Source organism: Niallia sp. RD1, from assembly GCF_024219955.1.
Classification (GTDB): domain Bacteria; phylum Bacillota; class Bacilli; order Bacillales; family Cytobacillaceae; genus Niallia; species Niallia alba.
In genome coordinates, this window is record NZ_CP100420.1 from 3,427,898 (window position 1) to 3,445,338 (window position 17,441).

Sequence of the window (17,441 nt, forward strand, 5' to 3'; positions counted from 1 at the left end):
ACTTAATCTATAATAGGACTGTATAGATGGAAGCATACATGAATAAAGATAATAATGTTGGAGGAAGAAAATGGAATATAAAGATACGTTGCTCATGCCTAAAACAGCTTTTCCGATGAGAGGGAATTTGCCAAATCGTGAGCCTGAAATTCAAGCGAAATGGAAAGAAATGAATATTTACAAAAAAGTGCAGGAACGTACACAAGGACGTCCGATATTTGTCCTTCATGATGGACCTCCATATGCAAATGGTGATATCCATATTGGACATGCTCTTAATAAAATTTTAAAAGATTTTATCGTTCGTTATAAATCGATGACTGGCTTTCAAGCACCATATGTGCCAGGATGGGATACACACGGACTGCCAATTGAACAAGCTTTAACAAATAAAGGTGTAAAACGTAAAGAAATGACAATTGCAGAATTCCGTAAATTATGTGAAGAATATGCATTAGGACAAATTGACAGTCAAAGAGAACAATTTAAACGCTTAGGAGTTCGCGGAGATTGGGAAAATCCTTATATTACCTTAAAGCCTGCTTATGAAGCACAGCAAATAAAAGTATTTGGAGAAATGGCGAAAAAAGGTTATATCTACAAAGGGAAGAAACCTGTTTATTGGTCTCCAACAAGTGAATCAGCACTTGCTGAAGCAGAAATTGAATATAAAGACAAAAAGTCGGCTTCTATTTATGTTGGATTTAAAGTGAAAGATGGCAAAGGTGTTTTAGCAGAAGATGTACAAATAGTTATTTGGACAACTACTCCTTGGACAATTCCTGCTAACTTAGGTATTTCTGTTCATCCAACTTTAACATATGTAGTTGTCGAAGAAAAAGGCAACAAATACTTAGTTGCACAAGATTTATTGGAAAGTGTAAAAAAAGAAATTGGCTGGGAAGAAGCAAAAGTAGTTCAAGAAGTGAAAGGTTCAGAACTAGAATATATTCTAGCTGCACATCCAATCTATGGCCGTGATTCTTTAGTAATGCTAGGAGAACATGTAACGACAGATGCCGGAACTGGCTGTGTTCATACTGCTCCTGGACATGGGGAAGATGATTTCTTAGTTGGTCAAAAATATGGATTAGAAGTTCTTTGTCCTGTTGATGATAAAGGGGTTATGACAGAAGAAGCACCAGGATTTGAAGGTTTATTCTATGATAAAGCGAACAAGCCAATTACAGAAAAGCTTGAAGAGGTTGGAGCATTATTAAAGCTTCAATTTATTACTCATTCTTATCCACATGACTGGAGAACGAAAAAACCAGTTATTTTCCGTGCAACAGCACAATGGTTTGCTTCTATTAAAGACTTTAGGAATAAACTATTAGATGCAGTAAAAGAAACAGCATGGGTACCTGCATGGGGCGAATCTAGATTGTATAATATGGTTCGTGATCGTGGAGATTGGTGTATTTCTAGACAACGTGCATGGGGTGTGCCAATTCCTGTGTTCTATGCAGAAAATGGCGACAGCATCATTACAGATGAAACAATTGAGCATATCTCTAATCTATTTAGAGAAAATGGGTCGAATATTTGGTTTGAAAAATCAGCGAAGGAATTATTGCCAGCAGGCTTTACACATCCAGGTAGCCCAAATGGTGAATTTACAAAAGAAACAGATATTATGGATGTTTGGTTCGATTCTGGTTCTTCTCATCAAGCTGTATTACTAGAAAGAGAGGATCTTCAACGTCCTGCTGATCTATACCTAGAAGGTTCTGACCAATATCGTGGCTGGTTTAACTCTTCATTATCTACAAGCGTAGCAGTAACTGGTAAAGCACCTTATAAAGCTGTTTTAAGCCATGGCTTCGTTTTAGATGGAGAAGGACGCAAAATGAGTAAATCATTAGGAAATGTTATGGTTCCTGCAAAAGTAATGAACCAATTAGGTGCTGATATTTTACGTCTATGGGTAGCTTCAGTAGACTTCCAAGCAGATGTGCGTGTATCTGATGCTATTTTAAAACAAGTAACAGAAGGCTATCGTAAAATCAGAAATACATTCCGTTTCTTATTAGGAAACCTTGCTGACTTTAACCCAGAAACAGATGCTCTTTCTTATGAAGAATTACGTGAAGTGGATCAGTTTATGCTGATCAAATTAAATAAATTAATTAAAAATGTAACAGAATCCTATGATAAATACGAATTCTCGACTATTTATCATAATATCAATAATTTCTGTACATTGGATTTAAGTGCATTCTATCTTGATTTTTCAAAAGATGTACTGTATATCGAAGCAACAAATAATAAGGAAAGAAGAGCAATTCAAACTGTTCTTTACGAAAGCTTAATCAGCTTAACAAAATTAGTTGCACCAATCTTACCACATACTGCGGATGAGGTTTGGGACCATATTTCTTCTGCAAATGAAGAAAGTGTACAGCTAACTGATTTCCCGGAATATACAACATTTGAAAATAGTGATATTTTAGAAGAAAAATGGAATAAATTCTTGGTTGTACGTGATGATGTGCTTAAAGCATTAGAAGAAGCACGTAATCAAAAAGTAATTGGTAAATCACTTGCTGCGAAAGTAACGTTGTATGTGAATGAAGAAGTAAATACACTTCTAAATTCTATTCAAGAAAACTTACAACAATTATTTATCGTATCAGGTTTCGAAATTGCTGGTGAATATAATAGTGCTCCAGAAGAAGCGTTAAAGCTTGAACATGCTGCCATTGTAGTATCAAAAGCAGACGGTGAAACATGTGAAAGATGCTGGACTGTTACAACAGACGTTGGTAAAGTGGAAGCACATCCAACACTATGCGAGAGATGTGCACATGTAGTAGAAGAAAATTATTAAGAAACACTTATAAATACACTAACATAAATATTTCAGCCCAATTTAAAGCCAAACAATTACACGGAAATTTCGTATGATTGTTTGGCTTTTTAATTAGCTTGTAAAAAAGCTGTTTCAGCTGTTAGTACCCGCAGCCTGAATATACTTCGCTTTCCGTGGGGCTCGCGCTGAGCCGCGGTCTGCCTTTGGCCTGCAGGGTCTCAGGCTGTCTCGCTAATCCCACAGGAGTCTACGTATATTCAGGCTGCTCCATTCTTCCAACTAAATTATTTTTTCTTGGAAAAACAATATTTTTTAGAAAATAGCCTTTAAAAATGAAGTGAAATGAAGCGAGTGTCTGTAGCGCAATGGAACGAATTAGTTTTTACATGACTATATTTAAAATCATAAATATTCAGTGAATGTAACTTTTATTTCAGCGTTAAATTAGAGATTGTTCGTCTTTACAGAGTATCTAATTTGTTATGTCCCATCCTCTTTTTTGCTTTTAAAAGATTGTTTAAAACAAAGAAAAAATTAAAGGGAAAAAGTTTTGTAAAAGCCTTTTATTGGGAAAAGAAAAAGAATAAATGAATTACATAGCGTGAGAGCAACTCCCATCTATTATCACAATGTGGGTGGATTTTTTTATACATATGTAATGAAGAGAAATAATTCCACCTCCGTTAATAGTTGTTATGCTTGTTAAATCTTTAATCGGTTTTTGTCTTCTTCAATGGAAAAGCTAAAGATAATTAAAGAAACGGAGGTAATGGAAATGAATTCAACTGTTGAAAAGCTTTATACAGAACTCCGTCTGACACAAATCGAATTAGCAACAACATTACGAGTAAAAAGAGATTCAAAAATAAATAAGTATATTGAAGAAGAACTAAAAGATGTAGAGGAAACGATGCAAAAATTAGAAAGTGGTAACTTTGGAATGTGTGAAATGTCTGGCGAATTACTTCCATTCGATTTATTGGAGATGATTCCTACTATTAGAACAAAGAGTGATATAAATAGTATTCAGTCCTATTATCGAAAGTCGATTCACTGATTAGGTGGGAATTGCTTTCATGGAAATATACGACCAAGCTATCGTTTTCATCTAGTTTATGCTAAAATGCTAAAGGAGACTCGAGAATTGGAGGAAACTTTAGTGTTTTATTACATAATTGCAGCTATAATTATTATTCTTGATCAATGGACGAAATGGTTAGTTGTAAAAAATATGGAGCTTGGTGAAAGTATTGAAATAATAAAAGATTTTTTCTATCTGACATCCCATCGTAATAGTGGAGCCGCATGGGGTATGCTTGAGAATCAAATGGTCTTTTTCTATATCGTCACGATTGTTGTTGTAATTGGATTAATTTATTTAATTCAAACTGGCACAAAAGGCAAAATACTATACGGGGTTTCGCTCGGTCTTATATTAGGTGGCGCACTTGGCAATTTTATTGACCGTGCCAGACATCAATATGTAGTCGACTTTATCAATACGTATATCTTCAATTATGATTTCCCTATATTTAATATTGCAGACTCATCTTTAGTAATTGGTGTTATTTTATTAATCCTAGTTATGCTGAGGGAGGATAGAGAAGCAAAGAAGGAGAAGAAAAATGGAAAAAACGGAACATATCATTCAAAGTGAGCAAGTAAATGAACGAATCGACAAAATTGTTTCGACGATTAATGCAGACTGGTCAAGAACGCAGGTCCAACAATGGATAAAAGACGGTCATGTGACAGTTAATGGTCAAACGGTAAAAACAAAGTATAAAGGTGTTTTAAATGACGTAGTAACAATTGAAGTACCAGAAGCAACAGAACTAGACGTTGAAGCAGAGGAAATGGATTTAGATATTTATTATGAGGATAAAGATGTTATCGTAGTAAATAAACCAAAAGGAATGGTTGTACATCCTGCTCCTGGCCATGTAACTGGAACATTGGTGAACGGTTTAATGGCACATTGTAAAGATCTTTCTGGGATTAATGGTGTAATGAGACCAGGGATTGTCCATCGAATCGATAAAGATACATCTGGCCTATTAATGGTTGCTAAAAATGATGTTGCTCATGAAAGTCTTGTGAATCAATTAGTAGCAAAAACGGTAACAAGAAAATATAAAGCGTTAGTTCATGGATCCATTCCACATGACTATGGAACAATTGAAGCGCCGATTGGCCGTGATCCTAAGGATAGACAAAGTATGACTGTTGTAGATAACGGGAAGCATGCTGTAACACATTTTCATGTAATCGAAAGAATAGATGGATACACATATATCGAATGTCAATTAGAGACTGGACGTACTCATCAAATTCGTGTTCATATGAAGTATATTGGCTATCCACTTGTTGGAGACCCTAAATATGGACCAAGAAAAACATTAGATATCGGGGGCCAAGCTCTTCATGCAGGAGTACTAGGATTTGAACATCCACGTACTGGGGAATATCTAGAGTTCGAAGCTCCACTGCCAAAAGACTATGAACAACTTTTAGATACCCTTCGAAATAATCGTTGACAAGATATCTATTTTATATTAAGATAATTTTAGTTGAATAAGTCCTTTAAATCAATCCCGTGAGGTTGAGAAGGAAACGGATTCTAGCTATTAAAAGTAATAGCTATCTAAGTATACGTATATCCTCTCATCAAAACGGTGAGAGGATATTTTTTTGAAAAAAGTTTGAATCACAGCATGGATGGTGATCAATATGTCGCAGAAGGCACTTGTGCTAGACGAGCAAGCAATAAGACGAGCATTAACAAGAATAGCTCATGAAATCATCGAAAAAAATAAAGGGATAGAAGATTGTATACTTGTTGGGATTCGAACAAGAGGTATATACATTGCTAACCGTCTTGCCGAAAGAATTGCTCAAATCGAAGGAAAGCCAATTGAAGTTGGTGAATTGGACATTACATTGTATAGAGACGATTTAACGAAAAAGACGAAAAATGAGGAGCCATTGGTAAAAGGCTCAGACATCCCAACAGATATTCAAGGCTTAAAGGTCATTCTTGTAGACGACGTCTTATATACAGGAAGAACGGTTCGGGCCGGCATGGATGCACTAATGGATATGGGAAGACCAGCATCCATACAGCTTGCAGTCTTAGTAGACAGAGGTCATAGAGAACTGCCAATCAGAGCTGATTATGTTGGGAAAAACATTCCAACCTCCAGCTCAGAAAGAATTGTAGTTGAGCTTGCAGAGGTCGATGGACATGATGAAGTAAATATTTTTGAAAATTAAATAGAGCCCTTTTAAATGCAGTCCTGTGAGGCTGAGAAGGGGAGTTTTTCTCATAAGGTTTCTTCAAGCCTGTCTAAAACCCCTTTTTCGCTACGCAGAAAAGGGGTTTTATTTATTCAATAGGGGATATTAATAAGTAATTATACTCAAGTATTTTTTTACAGAAAGAGGAGACAGAAATGAACGAAACAAAACCCTTATTAGGAATTAATGACAAGCCAAGTGCTCTGCAGTGGATTACATTAAGCTTACAGCATTTATTCGCCATGTTTGGCGCAACAGTTTTAGTACCATTCTTAATTCACATGAGTCCAGCAGTCGCTTTAGTCTCAAGCGGAGTAGGTACACTCGCATTCTTAATTATTACCCAATTTAAAGTGCCAGCCTACTTAGGCTCATCCTTTGCCTTTATCGCGCCAGTTTTAGCGGCTAAGGCAATGCCTGGCGGAGGACCTGGAGCTGCCATGATTGGAACCTTTATTGCTGGAATTGTATACGGTATTGTTGCCTTAACTATAAAAAAAGCAGGTTATCGCTGGATTATGAATATCCTGCCGCCGATTGTTGTTGGACCAGTAATTATGGTAATCGGATTGGCGCTTGCTTCAACCGCAGTCGGGCAATCGATGTATATGAACAATGGTAGTGAGAATCAAGAGTATAGCTTACTATATATATCTGTTGCGCTAGTAACCTTACTTGCAACTATTCTCTTTACGATGTTTGGTAAAGGAGTGTTTAGCTTCATTCCAATCTTAGCAGGTATTGTTATAGGTTATGTTTATGCCTTACTTGTAGGTGTGGTTAACTTTCAAGGTGTTTTGGATGCGAAATGGTTTGCGATGCCAGATTTTATCTTCCCATTCGTAGATTATCCTGTAACCATTAACTTAGCTTTACTAACCATTTTTGTCCCGGTGGCAATCGTTACACTAACGGAACATATTGGTCACCAGCTAGTATTAAGTAAAGTAGTTGGTAAAGATTATATAAAAGATCCTGGACTTCACAGAAGTATTCTAGGAGATGGAACTGCAACAATTATCTCTGCCTTAATGGGAGGACCTGCAAAAACAACGTATGGTGAAAATATTGGAGTACTAGCAATTACTAGAGTATATAGTGTATATGTTTTAGGAGGAGCAGCAGTACTAGCAATCGGGTTTGGATTTATCGGTAAAATTGCTGCACTTATTCAATCAATTCCAACACCAGTAATGGGAGGAGTATCCATTCTTCTGTTCGGTATCATCGCTTCTTCTGGATTAAGAATTATTGTAGAAGCAAAGTTGGATTTCAATAAAAACCGTAATTTAGTTATCGCATCTGTCATCCTAGTAACAGGTATTGGAGGCTTCTCCATCCATATGGGAGAACACTTTAAACTAGAAGGAATGGCATTCGCCGCAATCTTAGGAATTATTTTAAACCTAGTATTACCAGGAAGAGAAAAAGCAAAAGATGATTTATTCGAAGAAGCAATTGCAGTAGACGAAAGTAAATAATAACACCTTTTAAACAAGTACAGAGAGACTTATAAGGGTGCCAAAAAATGATGCATAGATTGTATGTACTAGGTTCAATTTGCCTAAATCTACGCAGAATCAAACTTTTTGACGCCCTAACAAGTTGTTAGGGCGTTTTTTTTAGGAATTTTTAAGGAATACTGACGAAAATTAATTTAGAAATACTGAGCAGGCTGAATACACGTAGACTCCTGTGGGATTAGCGAGAAAGGTGAGACCCCGCAGGCTGTGCCGAGGAGGCTCATCGCTCGCCCCACGGAAAGCGAAGTGTATTCAGCCTGCGGGTTAAGTTAAAAGCAGCAAATAACGGGAGGGAGTATCATGGAAAACTTATTAACTACGACTGAGTTAACCGTTACAGAGATTCAAGAAATCCTAAGAGATGCACAAAGATTTGCAAATGGGGAAACATGGAGACCAGCAAACCAATGCTTTGTTGCAAATCTCTTCTTCGAGGCAAGCACAAGAACAAAATGTAGCTTCGAAGTAGCGGAGAGAAAGTTAGGACTTGAGGTCATCCCATTCGAGACAACAACCTCAAGTGTTGTTAAAGGAGAAACATTATATGATACTGTTCGAACGCTGGAATCAGTAGGAGTAAATGCTGTAGTTATAAGACACGAAAATGACCGTTACTTTGATGAATTGGTAGGAAAAGTAAACATACCAGTCATTAATGCAGGTGATGGTTGCGGTCATCATCCTACCCAATCACTACTAGATCTTTTAACTATAAAGCAGGAATTCCAACGCTTCAACGGCTTAAAAGTAAGTATTATTGGTGATATCAGTCATAGCCGAGTTGCAAGATCAAATGCAGATGCCTTAACAAGATTAGGGGCAGAGGTTGTGTTCTCTGGACCAAGAGAATGGTTTGATGAAACGGTCCTTAAGGATGCAAGTTATGAAGATATTGATACAGCGATTGAAACATCTGATGTTGTTATGCTACTACGCGTCCAACATGAAAGACATGGAGACGAAAGAGCTGCTTTTGATATAGAAAGCTACCATAAACTATACGGGTTAACAGTAGAAAGAGAAAAAAAAATGAAGCCAGGAAGCATTATCATGCACCCGGCACCAGTGAACAGAGATGTAGAAATTGCGGATGAATTGGTTGAGTGCGAACGCTCCAGAATTTTTAAGCAAATGGAAAATGGTGTGTTTATCCGTATGAGTGTTTTAAAAAGATCGTTAGAAAATATTGGAGGGAGAAATGAACATGTCAATACTTATCAAAGATGGCCAGTTGCTTAATGCTACAGGGGATTTAGAACAGAATGACATATTGATCGAAAATGGGGCAATCAAGACTATTGCAAAAGAAATCAATACAAATGCAGATGAAGTGATTGATGCAGCTGGAAAAGTGATCGCTCCAGGATTTATTGACCTACATGTTCATTTAAGAGAACCAGGGGGCGAAAAGAAAGAAACGATTGCGACAGGGACGATGGCAGCAGCACGTGGCGGATTTACAACGATTGCAAATATGCCCAACACAAGACCGGTTCCTGATACAGTCGAGAATCTACATAATTTAAATGAAAGGATTCAAAATACGGCAAATGTAAATGTCTTACCGTATGCATCCATCACAATCAGACAATTAGGTAATGAGCTTACTGATTTTAAGGCGCTTAAAGAACTAGGGGCATTCGCTTTTACCGATGATGGTGTAGGAATTCAAGAAGCAGGACAAATGCTAGAAGCAATGAAGCGAGCGGCTGCACTAGATATGGCAATTGTCGCTCACTGTGAAGATAATAGCCTCATTAATAAAGGTTGTGTACATGAAGGGGAGTTTTCAAAGGAAAACGGCTTAAATGGAATTCCAAGTGTTTGTGAATCTGTGCAAATTGCAAGAGATGTTCTTTTATCAGAAGCAACTGGTTGTCATTATCATGTATGCCACATCAGTACAAAAGAATCTGTACGTGTTGTAAGAGATGCGAAGAAAGCAGGGATCCGGGTTACAGCAGAGGTATCACCACATCATTTACTATTAGCAGATACCGATATCCCTTCTCTTGACACAAATTACAAAATGAATCCACCGTTAAGAGGAACAGAGGATCGCAAAGCATTAATGGAAGGATTACTAGATGGAACAATTGACTTTATCGCAACAGATCATGCACCACATACAGCAGAAGAAAAAGCACAGTCAATGCAACTTGCACCATTTGGAATTGTTGGGTTAGAAACAGCATTTCCCCTCCTTTACACGAACTTTGTAAAAACAGGAGTAATGACATTAAATCAGTTAATTGATTATCTAACTATAAAGCCAGCTAAGGCATTTAATTTAAACGCTGGAACATTAGAAATAGGTCAGAACGCAGACATCGTCATTCTTGATTTAGAAGATACAAATAAGATTGATCCAGACACATTCTTATCAAAAGGAAGAAATACACCATTTGCTGGCTGGGAATGTCAAGGCTGGCCAGTTGCTACAATCGTTAGTGGAAAGATTGCTTGGAGAAAGGAAAGTGTACACGCATGAAAAAACAATTAATTCTTGAAGATGGTACGGTATTTATCGGGAAAGGCTTCGGTGCCGATACAGAAAAATTTGGTGAAGTAGTATTTAACACAGGAATGACAGGCTATCAAGAAATTCTATCAGATCCATCTTATTGTGGACAAATTGTAACGCTAACGTATCCACTAGTAGGAAATTATGGTATTAATCGAGATGATTTTGAATCGATAACGCCAGCCATTCATGGATTTATTATCAAAGAAGTGTGTGATTTTCCTTCAAATTGGCGCAATGAACTATCATTAGACGAATACTTTAAGCTAAAGAATATCCCAGGAATTACTGGCATTGATACAAGAAAATTAACGCGTATTATCCGCCAATATGGAACGTTGAAAGGTGCAATTTGTAGTATAGAAGAAAATGCAGAAGAAGTAATCGCAAAATTAAAAGGAATTACGCTAAGTACAGATCAAGTAAAGCAAGTTTCTACGAAGAAGCCTTATCCAAGTCCAGGTCGCGGCAGCCGCGTCGTCCTAGTAGACTATGGAATGAAGCATGGAATTTTACGAGAATTAAATAAACGTGATTGTGATGTAATTGTTGTCCCATACAACACAACAGCAGAAGAAATTCTAAGATTAAGTCCAGATGGCGTTATGCTATCAAATGGACCTGGAGATCCCAAAGATGTACCTGAGGCAATTGAAGCAATTAAAGGAATTGTTGGGAAAGTACCGCTTTTTGGAATCTGTTTAGGTCATCAATTATTCGCATTAGCTAGTGGAGCAAATACGGAAAAAATGAAGTTTGGCCATCGAGGATCAAACCACCCAGTGAAGGATTTATTAACAGGGAAGGTTTCGCTAACATCGCAAAATCATGGCTATACAGTAGAAGAAGAATCTATTAATCATACAAACTTAGAAGTAACACATATTGCTTTAAATGATGGAACAATCGAAGGGTTACAGCATAAAGAATACCCAGCGTTTACCGTGCAATATCATCCAGAAGCGTCTCCAGGACCAGAGGATGCAAACTATTTATTCGATCGTTTTATGGAAATGATAAAATCTCACAAACAGGAAGGTGCAGCATATGTCAAAGCGTAATGATATTAAAAGTATATTAGTAATCGGATCAGGTCCAATCATCATTGGGCAAGCAGCAGAATTTGACTATGCAGGCGCTCAAGCATGTATCGCTTTAAAGGAAGAAGGCTATCGAGTAATCTTAGTAAACTCTAATCCAGCAACAATTATGACAGATACGGAAATGGCAGATAAAGTTTATATCGAACCATTAACCCTTGAATTTGTCAGTCGCATCATTCGCAAAGAAAGACCAGATGCTATCCTGCCGACATTGGGAGGACAAACGGGCTTAAACCTTGCTGTTGAGCTTTCAGAAGCAGGGGTTTTAGAGGAATGTGGGGTAGAAGTACTTGGAACTAAGTTATCTGCCATTCAACAAGCAGAAGATAGAGACCTTTTCCGTAACTTGATGAATGAATTAGGCGAACCAGTTCCAGACAGTGATATTATTCATAATATGGGCGAGGCAAAAACATTTGTAGAAAAAATAGGTTATCCAGTTATCGTTCGACCTGCCTTCACACTTGGTGGAACTGGCGGGGGGATTTGCCATAATGACGAGGAATTAGAAGAAATCGTAACAAGCGGATTAAAAAACAGCCCAGTTACCCAATGTTTATTAGAAAAAAGTATCGCAGGATTCAAAGAAATTGAATACGAAGTCATGCGCGATAGCAATGATAACGCAATTGTTGTATGTAACATGGAAAATATCGATCCAGTTGGGATTCATACAGGTGACAGTATCGTTGTAGCACCAAGTCAGACGTTAAGCGATAGAGAATACCAGCTACTAAGAAATACTTCCTTGAAAATTATTCGTGCACTAAAAATTGAAGGTGGCTGTAACGTACAGCTTGCACTAGATCCTGACAGCTTTCAATATTACATTATCGAAGTAAACCCAAGGGTAAGTCGTTCTTCTGCCCTTGCAAGTAAAGCAACTGGTTATCCTATAGCAAAGCTAGCTGCAAAAATCGCAGTAGGGTTAACATTAGATGAGATGATGAATCCTGTTACAGGGAAAACATATGCAAGCTTCGAACCAGCATTAGATTATGTGGTAAGTAAGATTCCACGCTTCCCATTCGATAAGTTTGAATCAGCGAAACGTAACTTAGGTACACAAATGAAAGCAACTGGTGAAGTAATGGCAATTGGCCGAACCTTCGAAGAATCTCTATTAAAAGCGATACGTTCCCTTGAAGCAAAAGTGTATCACTTTTCGCTAAATGCAGCGGACGAAACAAGCGATGAATTGCTAGAGAAACGAATAAGAGTTGCTGGAGATGAAAGATTGTTTTATATAGCAGAAGCGCTGAATCGCGGTGTGAGTATTGAAATGATTCATGAATGGAGCAAGATTGACTTATTCTTCCTATATAAACTTCAAGGCATCATCAAGTTCGAAAAAGAGCTAACCAATCATCCGTTTGATGAGGAATATGTAAAAGAGGCAAAAGAAAAAGGATTTGCCGATATTCAGCTTGCAAAGCTTTGGAATACAACAGAGCTTGAAGTATATAACTGGAGAAAAGAAAAAGGCATTGTGCCTGTTTATAAAATGGTTGATACATGTGCAGCTGAGTTTGAATCAGAAACACCGTACTACTATGGAACATATGAAGAGGAAAACGAATCGATTGTCACAGACAAGAAAAGCATCGTTGTCCTTGGATCTGGACCAATTCGCATCGGACAAGGGATTGAGTTTGACTATGCAACGGTTCACTCTGTATGGGCAATAAAAGAAGCAGGCTATGAAGCAATTATCATCAATAACAATCCAGAAACTGTTTCAACAGACTTTAGTATTTCCGATAAGCTTTACTTTGAACCACTTACGATTGAAGATGTAATGCATATCATTGATCTAGAAAAGCCTGAAGGAGTAGTGGTACAGTTTGGTGGGCAAACAGCCATCAACCTAGCTGGTCCCTTGGCAGAGCGTGGCGTTAAAATCTTAGGTACATCTCTAGAAGATTTAGATCGTGCAGAGGATCGTGATAAGTTTGAACAAAGCCTACAAGACTTAGGCATCCCACAGCCTGACGGAAAAACGGCGTTAACAGTTGAAGAAGCAATTGTTGTAGCAAATTCCATTGGCTACCCAGTACTTGTAAGACCCTCTTACGTATTAGGCGGAAGAGCGATGCAAATTGTTTATAAGGAAGAAGAGCTCATTCCTTACATGGAAAATGCGGTTAAAGCAAGTCCAGGACAGCCAATCTTAATTGACCGTTATTTAACAGGTAAAGAAATCGAAGTGGATGCAATCTGTGATGGAACAGATGTAGTTATTCCAGGAATTATGGAGCATATCGAACGTGCTGGTGTCCATTCAGGAGATTCGATTGCTGTCTATCCACCGCAAAGCTTATCAGCAGAAATTAAGCAAACATTAGTAGATTATACAACGAGACTTGCAAAAGGATTGAAGATTGTCGGCTTACTGAATATCCAGTACGTTGTTTCCAAAGGAGAAGTCTTTGTGCTAGAAGTAAATCCACGCTCTAGTAGAACTGTACCTTTCCTAAGCAAAATTACGAATGTGCCGATGGCGAAAATTGCAACAAAAGTTATTTTGGGCACATCCTTAAAAGAGCAAGGCTATACTACAGGCTTAGTCGCTGAAAAATCTGGTGTTTATGTCAAAGTTCCAGTATTCTCTTTTGCAAAATTACGAAGAGTAGATATTACATTAGGACCTGAGATGAAATCAACTGGAGAAGTTATGGGTAAAGATATTACTCTTGAAAAAGCACTGTACAAAGGCTTAATTGCTTCAGGCATGAAGATTAAAACATTTGGAACAGTTCTGATGACAATTGGAGATAAAGATAAGGAAGAAGCATTGCAGCTTGCAAAACGATTTACGAATATCGGCTATAGTCTGATGGCAACAAGTGGAACTGCAGCGTTCCTCAAAAGTAATCAGATTCCAGTAAAAGTGGTCGGTAAAATTGGTGGAAAAGGCCATACATTAATTGATGTAATCCGCAATGGGGAAGCACAGTTTGTCATTAATACATTCTCAAAAGGTAGCCAGCCAGCAAGAGATGGATTCCGAATTAGACGTGAATCTGTTGAAAATGGTATTCCATGCTTAACTTCTTTAGATACAGCAGAGGCAATCCTTCGAGTAGTAGAATCCATGACATTCTCTACAGATGCGATGGAGCCAAGCAAAACGCAACTGGAGGCAGTATTAGTATGATCAAAAACGAAATCTGTACAGTAGTCGAACAGAAAGAGATAGCCGAAAATATTATGGAGCTCACCTTAACGGGTGAGCTTGTCTCTGAAATGAATGAACCAGGTCAATTTGTTCATATAAAAGTAAGTGATAGTGCTGTACCTATATTAAGACGCCCGATTAGTATTTGCCGGATTAATCAAGACAGAAAAACCTTTACGATGATTTACCGAGCAGAAGGAGAGGGCACAAAGCTTCTTGGAAAAAAGACAGCAGGAGAGACGGTTGATATTCTAGGTCCTTTAGGAAATGGATTTCCAGTCGAAGAATGTAAGCTAGGAGAGACGGCTTTATTAGTGGGTGGAGGTATTGGGGTGCCACCTTTATACGAATTAGCAAATCGTCTTGTTGCTAAAGGGGTAAAGATTATTGCTGTATTAGGATTTCAAACGGAATCCGTTGCTTTTTATGAAGAAAAGTTTGCTTCACTTGGAGATACGTATATTGCTACCGTAGATGGTAGTCGCGGTACTCAAGGATTTGTCACAGATGTAATTTTTCAAGAAAAACTAGAATTTGACGTATTATACTCCTGTGGACCAACGCCAATGCTTAAAAATCTAGAAAAAACATTTCCAGATAAAAAGGTGTTCATTTCTTTAGAGGAAAGAATGGGATGTGGGATTGGTGCATGTTTTGCTTGTGTATGTCATACAGCAGACGATCCAACAGGCTTTAGTTATAAAAAGGTATGTACAGATGGACCAGTATTTAAAACAGGGGAGGTTGTCCTATGAACCGACTTCAGGTAAAGCTTCCTGGATTACAGCTTAAAAACCCAATTATGCCCGCTTCTGGCTGTTTTGGATTTGGACGGGAATATAGCAACTTATATGATTTAAGTAAGCTAGGCGCGATTATGATTAAAGCAACTACGGTTGAGCCACGCTTTGGTAATCCAACACCTCGAGTAGCAGAAACTACTTCTGGAATGCTGAATGCCATTGGTCTTCAAAATCCTGGTCTTAAAAAAGTGGTTGGTGAAGAATTGCCTTGGTTAAGCCAGTTTGATGTACCGATTATTGCAAATGTAGCAGGATCAGTGGAAGAGGATTATGTGGCAGTTGCGAAAGAAATATCAAAAGCCTCAAATGTTGCAGCACTAGAATTAAACATTTCTTGTCCGAATGTAAAAACAGGAGGAATTGCTTTTGGAACGATTCCAGAAGTTGCTAAGGAATTAACGAAAAAAGTAAAAGAAGTATCAGAGGTTCCGGTATATGTGAAGCTTTCGCCAAATGTAACAAATATTGTAGAGATGGCAAAAGCGGTAGAAGCAGGGGGAGCAGATGGAATTACGATGATTAACACTCTTGTTGGCATGCGTCTCGATTTAAAAACAGGCCAGCCGATTTTAGCGAATAAAACAGGAGGATTATCTGGCCCAGCAGTGAAGGCTGTAGCAATTCGTATGATTTATGAAGTGAGTCAAGCGGTAAACCTGCCGATTATTGGAATGGGTGGAGTATCCACTGCTGAAGATGTTTTAGAATTTTTCTATGCAGGCGCAAGTGCGGTAGCAGTCGGCACAGCAAACTTTGTAGATCCGTTTATTTGCCCAAAAATAATCGAGGAGCTACCTGCACTATTAGATCAATACGGATTCGAACATATATCAGAAGTAACGGGAAGGAGCTGGGGAAAACATGAACAATTCGCTTATCATCGCGCTTGATTTTGCCTCGAAAGACGAGGTGCATTCCTTTTTAAAAGAATTTAACGGAGAATCGTTATTTCTAAAGGTGGGAATGGAACTGTTTTACAAAGAAGGACCAAGCATTATTCAGGAATTAAAGGAAAGAAATCACCAAATTTTTCTAGACTTAAAACTTCATGATATTCCAAACACTGTTGGAAGTGCGATGAAAAATATTGCTGGCTTAGGCGTTGATTTAGTAAATGTACATGCAGCTGGTGGAATCGAGATGATGGCTAGAGCGGTTGAGGGACTCGAAGCGGGTACACCATCTGGAATGAAACGAGCGAAATGTATTGGTGTGACACAGTTGACAAGTACGTCTGAAGAAAGCATGCAAAAAGAGCAATTAATTAAAGTTCCTTTACAGGAATCGGTATTACATTATGCAATGATTACGAAAGAGGCTGGCCTAGATGGTGTCGTTTGCTCGACATTAGAAGCCGCTGCGATACGTGATAGATTAGGTGATTCATTTTTAACGGTAACACCAGGAATCCGTTTAAAGACAGATGCGGTACAGGATCAAGTACGAGTAGCAACACCAAAGATTGCGAGAGAAAATGGGGTATCAGCAATTGTTGTTGGACGTTCCATTACAAGAGCAGAAAATCCATATGAAAGCTATTCATTATTTAAATCCGAGTGGGAGGGCATCACGATATGAAACATGAAATTGCAGAACAATTATTAGATATTAAGGCAGTATTTTTACAACCTAATGCTCCATTTACTTGGTCTTCTGGATTGAAATCGCCAATTTATTGCGACAACCGCTTAACCTTGTCTTATCCAAAGGTTCGTAAAAATATTGCTGCTGGATTAGCTGAACTAATTAAAAAGAACTTTCCAGAAACCGAAGTAGTGGCCGGAACGGCGACAGCAGGTATTCCCCATGCAGCTTGGGTAAGTGACATTCTAGATTTGCCGATGGCATATGTACGTTCCAAAGCAAAAGCGCATGGAAAAGGAAATCAGATCGAAGGAAAAGTAGAGAAAGGACAAAAAGTTGTAGTAGTCGAAGATTTAATTTCAACTGGCGGAAGTGTGATCACAGCTGTTAATAGTTTACGAGAAGCAGGCTGTGAAGTACTTGGAGTTGTTGCTATTTTTACATACGAATTGCCAAAGGGGAAAGAATTACTTGGTGAGGCTGAAATTAAAGCATACTCATTAACAGATTATACGAGCTTATTAGATGTAGCACAGAAAAAAGGCTATATTGAAGAAGGGGATTTAGCAAGCTTGAACGCATGGAAAGAAAATCCGGAGAAATGGTAATAAAAGGAG

At 38.1% G+C, this 17,441-nt stretch carries 14 protein-coding genes; all 14 read left to right on the top strand.

What is annotated here, in order from left to right:
• The first annotated feature begins 70 nt into the window (after window positions 1-70).
• The 14 genes from ileS to pyrE all read left to right on the top strand — a co-directional run bounded on the left by ileS (window position 71) and on the right by pyrE (window position 17,432).
• Window positions 71-2,830: an isoleucine--tRNA ligase gene (ileS, locus tag NKG37_RS16270; RefSeq protein ID WP_254414943.1), complete on the top strand. Its 2,760-nt coding sequence runs from the start codon at window positions 71-73 to the stop codon at window positions 2,828-2,830.
• A gap of 715 nt (window positions 2,831-3,545) precedes the next feature.
• Window positions 3,546-3,869, top strand: a complete 324-nt coding sequence (locus NKG37_RS16275) for a hypothetical protein (RefSeq protein WP_254414944.1) — start codon at window positions 3,546-3,548, stop codon at window positions 3,867-3,869.
• A gap of 102 nt (window positions 3,870-3,971) precedes the next feature.
• Window positions 3,972-4,469: a signal peptidase II gene (gene lspA, locus NKG37_RS16280; RefSeq protein ID WP_040342502.1), complete on the top strand. Its 498-nt coding sequence runs from the start codon at window positions 3,972-3,974 to the stop codon at window positions 4,467-4,469.
• Complete coding sequence (locus NKG37_RS16285) at window positions 4,438-5,349, top strand: RluA family pseudouridine synthase (RefSeq protein WP_254414945.1); 912 nt, start codon at window positions 4,438-4,440, stop codon at window positions 5,347-5,349. Before lspA ends, NKG37_RS16285 begins: the two co-directional genes overlap by 32 nt.
• 193 nt (window positions 5,350-5,542) lie before the next feature.
• The gene (pyrR, locus tag NKG37_RS16290) at window positions 5,543-6,085 is read left to right on the top strand and encodes a bifunctional pyr operon transcriptional regulator/uracil phosphoribosyltransferase PyrR (protein ID WP_101730056.1); all 543 of its coding nucleotides are present in this window, start codon (window positions 5,543-5,545) and stop codon (window positions 6,083-6,085) included.
• Window positions 6,086-6,264: 179 nt separating this feature from the next.
• The gene (locus NKG37_RS16295; protein WP_254414946.1) at window positions 6,265-7,590 is read left to right on the top strand and encodes a solute carrier family 23 protein; all 1,326 of its coding nucleotides are present in this window, start codon (window positions 6,265-6,267) and stop codon (window positions 7,588-7,590) included.
• A gap of 342 nt (window positions 7,591-7,932) precedes the next feature.
• On the top strand, window positions 7,933-8,871 hold the full coding sequence (locus NKG37_RS16300) for an aspartate carbamoyltransferase catalytic subunit (protein ID WP_254414947.1): 939 nt from the start codon (window positions 7,933-7,935) through the stop codon (window positions 8,869-8,871).
• Window positions 8,837-10,123 carry a dihydroorotase gene (locus NKG37_RS16305; protein ID WP_254414948.1) on the top strand — a complete coding sequence of 429 codons (1,287 nt, stop codon included), beginning with the start codon at window positions 8,837-8,839 and terminating at the stop codon, window positions 10,121-10,123. The genes NKG37_RS16300 and NKG37_RS16305 overlap by 35 nt, the downstream gene beginning before the upstream one ends.
• Window positions 10,120-11,217, top strand: coding sequence for a carbamoyl phosphate synthase small subunit (locus NKG37_RS16310; protein ID WP_302183187.1), 1,098 nt, complete (start codon window positions 10,120-10,122; stop codon window positions 11,215-11,217). Before NKG37_RS16305 ends, NKG37_RS16310 begins: the two co-directional genes overlap by 4 nt.
• Window positions 11,204-14,416 (top strand): carbamoyl-phosphate synthase large subunit, encoded by a 3,213-nt coding sequence (carB, locus tag NKG37_RS16315; protein ID WP_169188351.1) that lies wholly within the window; start codon window positions 11,204-11,206, stop codon window positions 14,414-14,416. Before NKG37_RS16310 ends, carB begins: the two co-directional genes overlap by 14 nt.
• The gene (locus tag NKG37_RS16320) at window positions 14,413-15,192 is read left to right on the top strand and encodes a dihydroorotate dehydrogenase electron transfer subunit (RefSeq protein ID WP_254414950.1); all 780 of its coding nucleotides are present in this window, start codon (window positions 14,413-14,415) and stop codon (window positions 15,190-15,192) included. Before carB ends, NKG37_RS16320 begins: the two co-directional genes overlap by 4 nt.
• The gene (locus NKG37_RS16325) at window positions 15,189-16,130 is read left to right on the top strand and encodes a dihydroorotate dehydrogenase (RefSeq protein ID WP_254414951.1); all 942 of its coding nucleotides are present in this window, start codon (window positions 15,189-15,191) and stop codon (window positions 16,128-16,130) included. The genes NKG37_RS16320 and NKG37_RS16325 overlap by 4 nt, the downstream gene beginning before the upstream one ends.
• The gene (gene pyrF / locus NKG37_RS16330; RefSeq protein WP_254414952.1) at window positions 16,102-16,818 is read left to right on the top strand and encodes an orotidine-5'-phosphate decarboxylase; all 717 of its coding nucleotides are present in this window, start codon (window positions 16,102-16,104) and stop codon (window positions 16,816-16,818) included. Before NKG37_RS16325 ends, pyrF begins: the two co-directional genes overlap by 29 nt.
• Window positions 16,815-17,432 carry an orotate phosphoribosyltransferase gene (gene pyrE / locus NKG37_RS16335; protein WP_169188354.1) on the top strand — a complete coding sequence of 206 codons (618 nt, stop codon included), beginning with the start codon at window positions 16,815-16,817 and terminating at the stop codon, window positions 17,430-17,432. Before pyrF ends, pyrE begins: the two co-directional genes overlap by 4 nt.
• Window positions 17,433-17,441 lie beyond the last annotated feature (9 nt).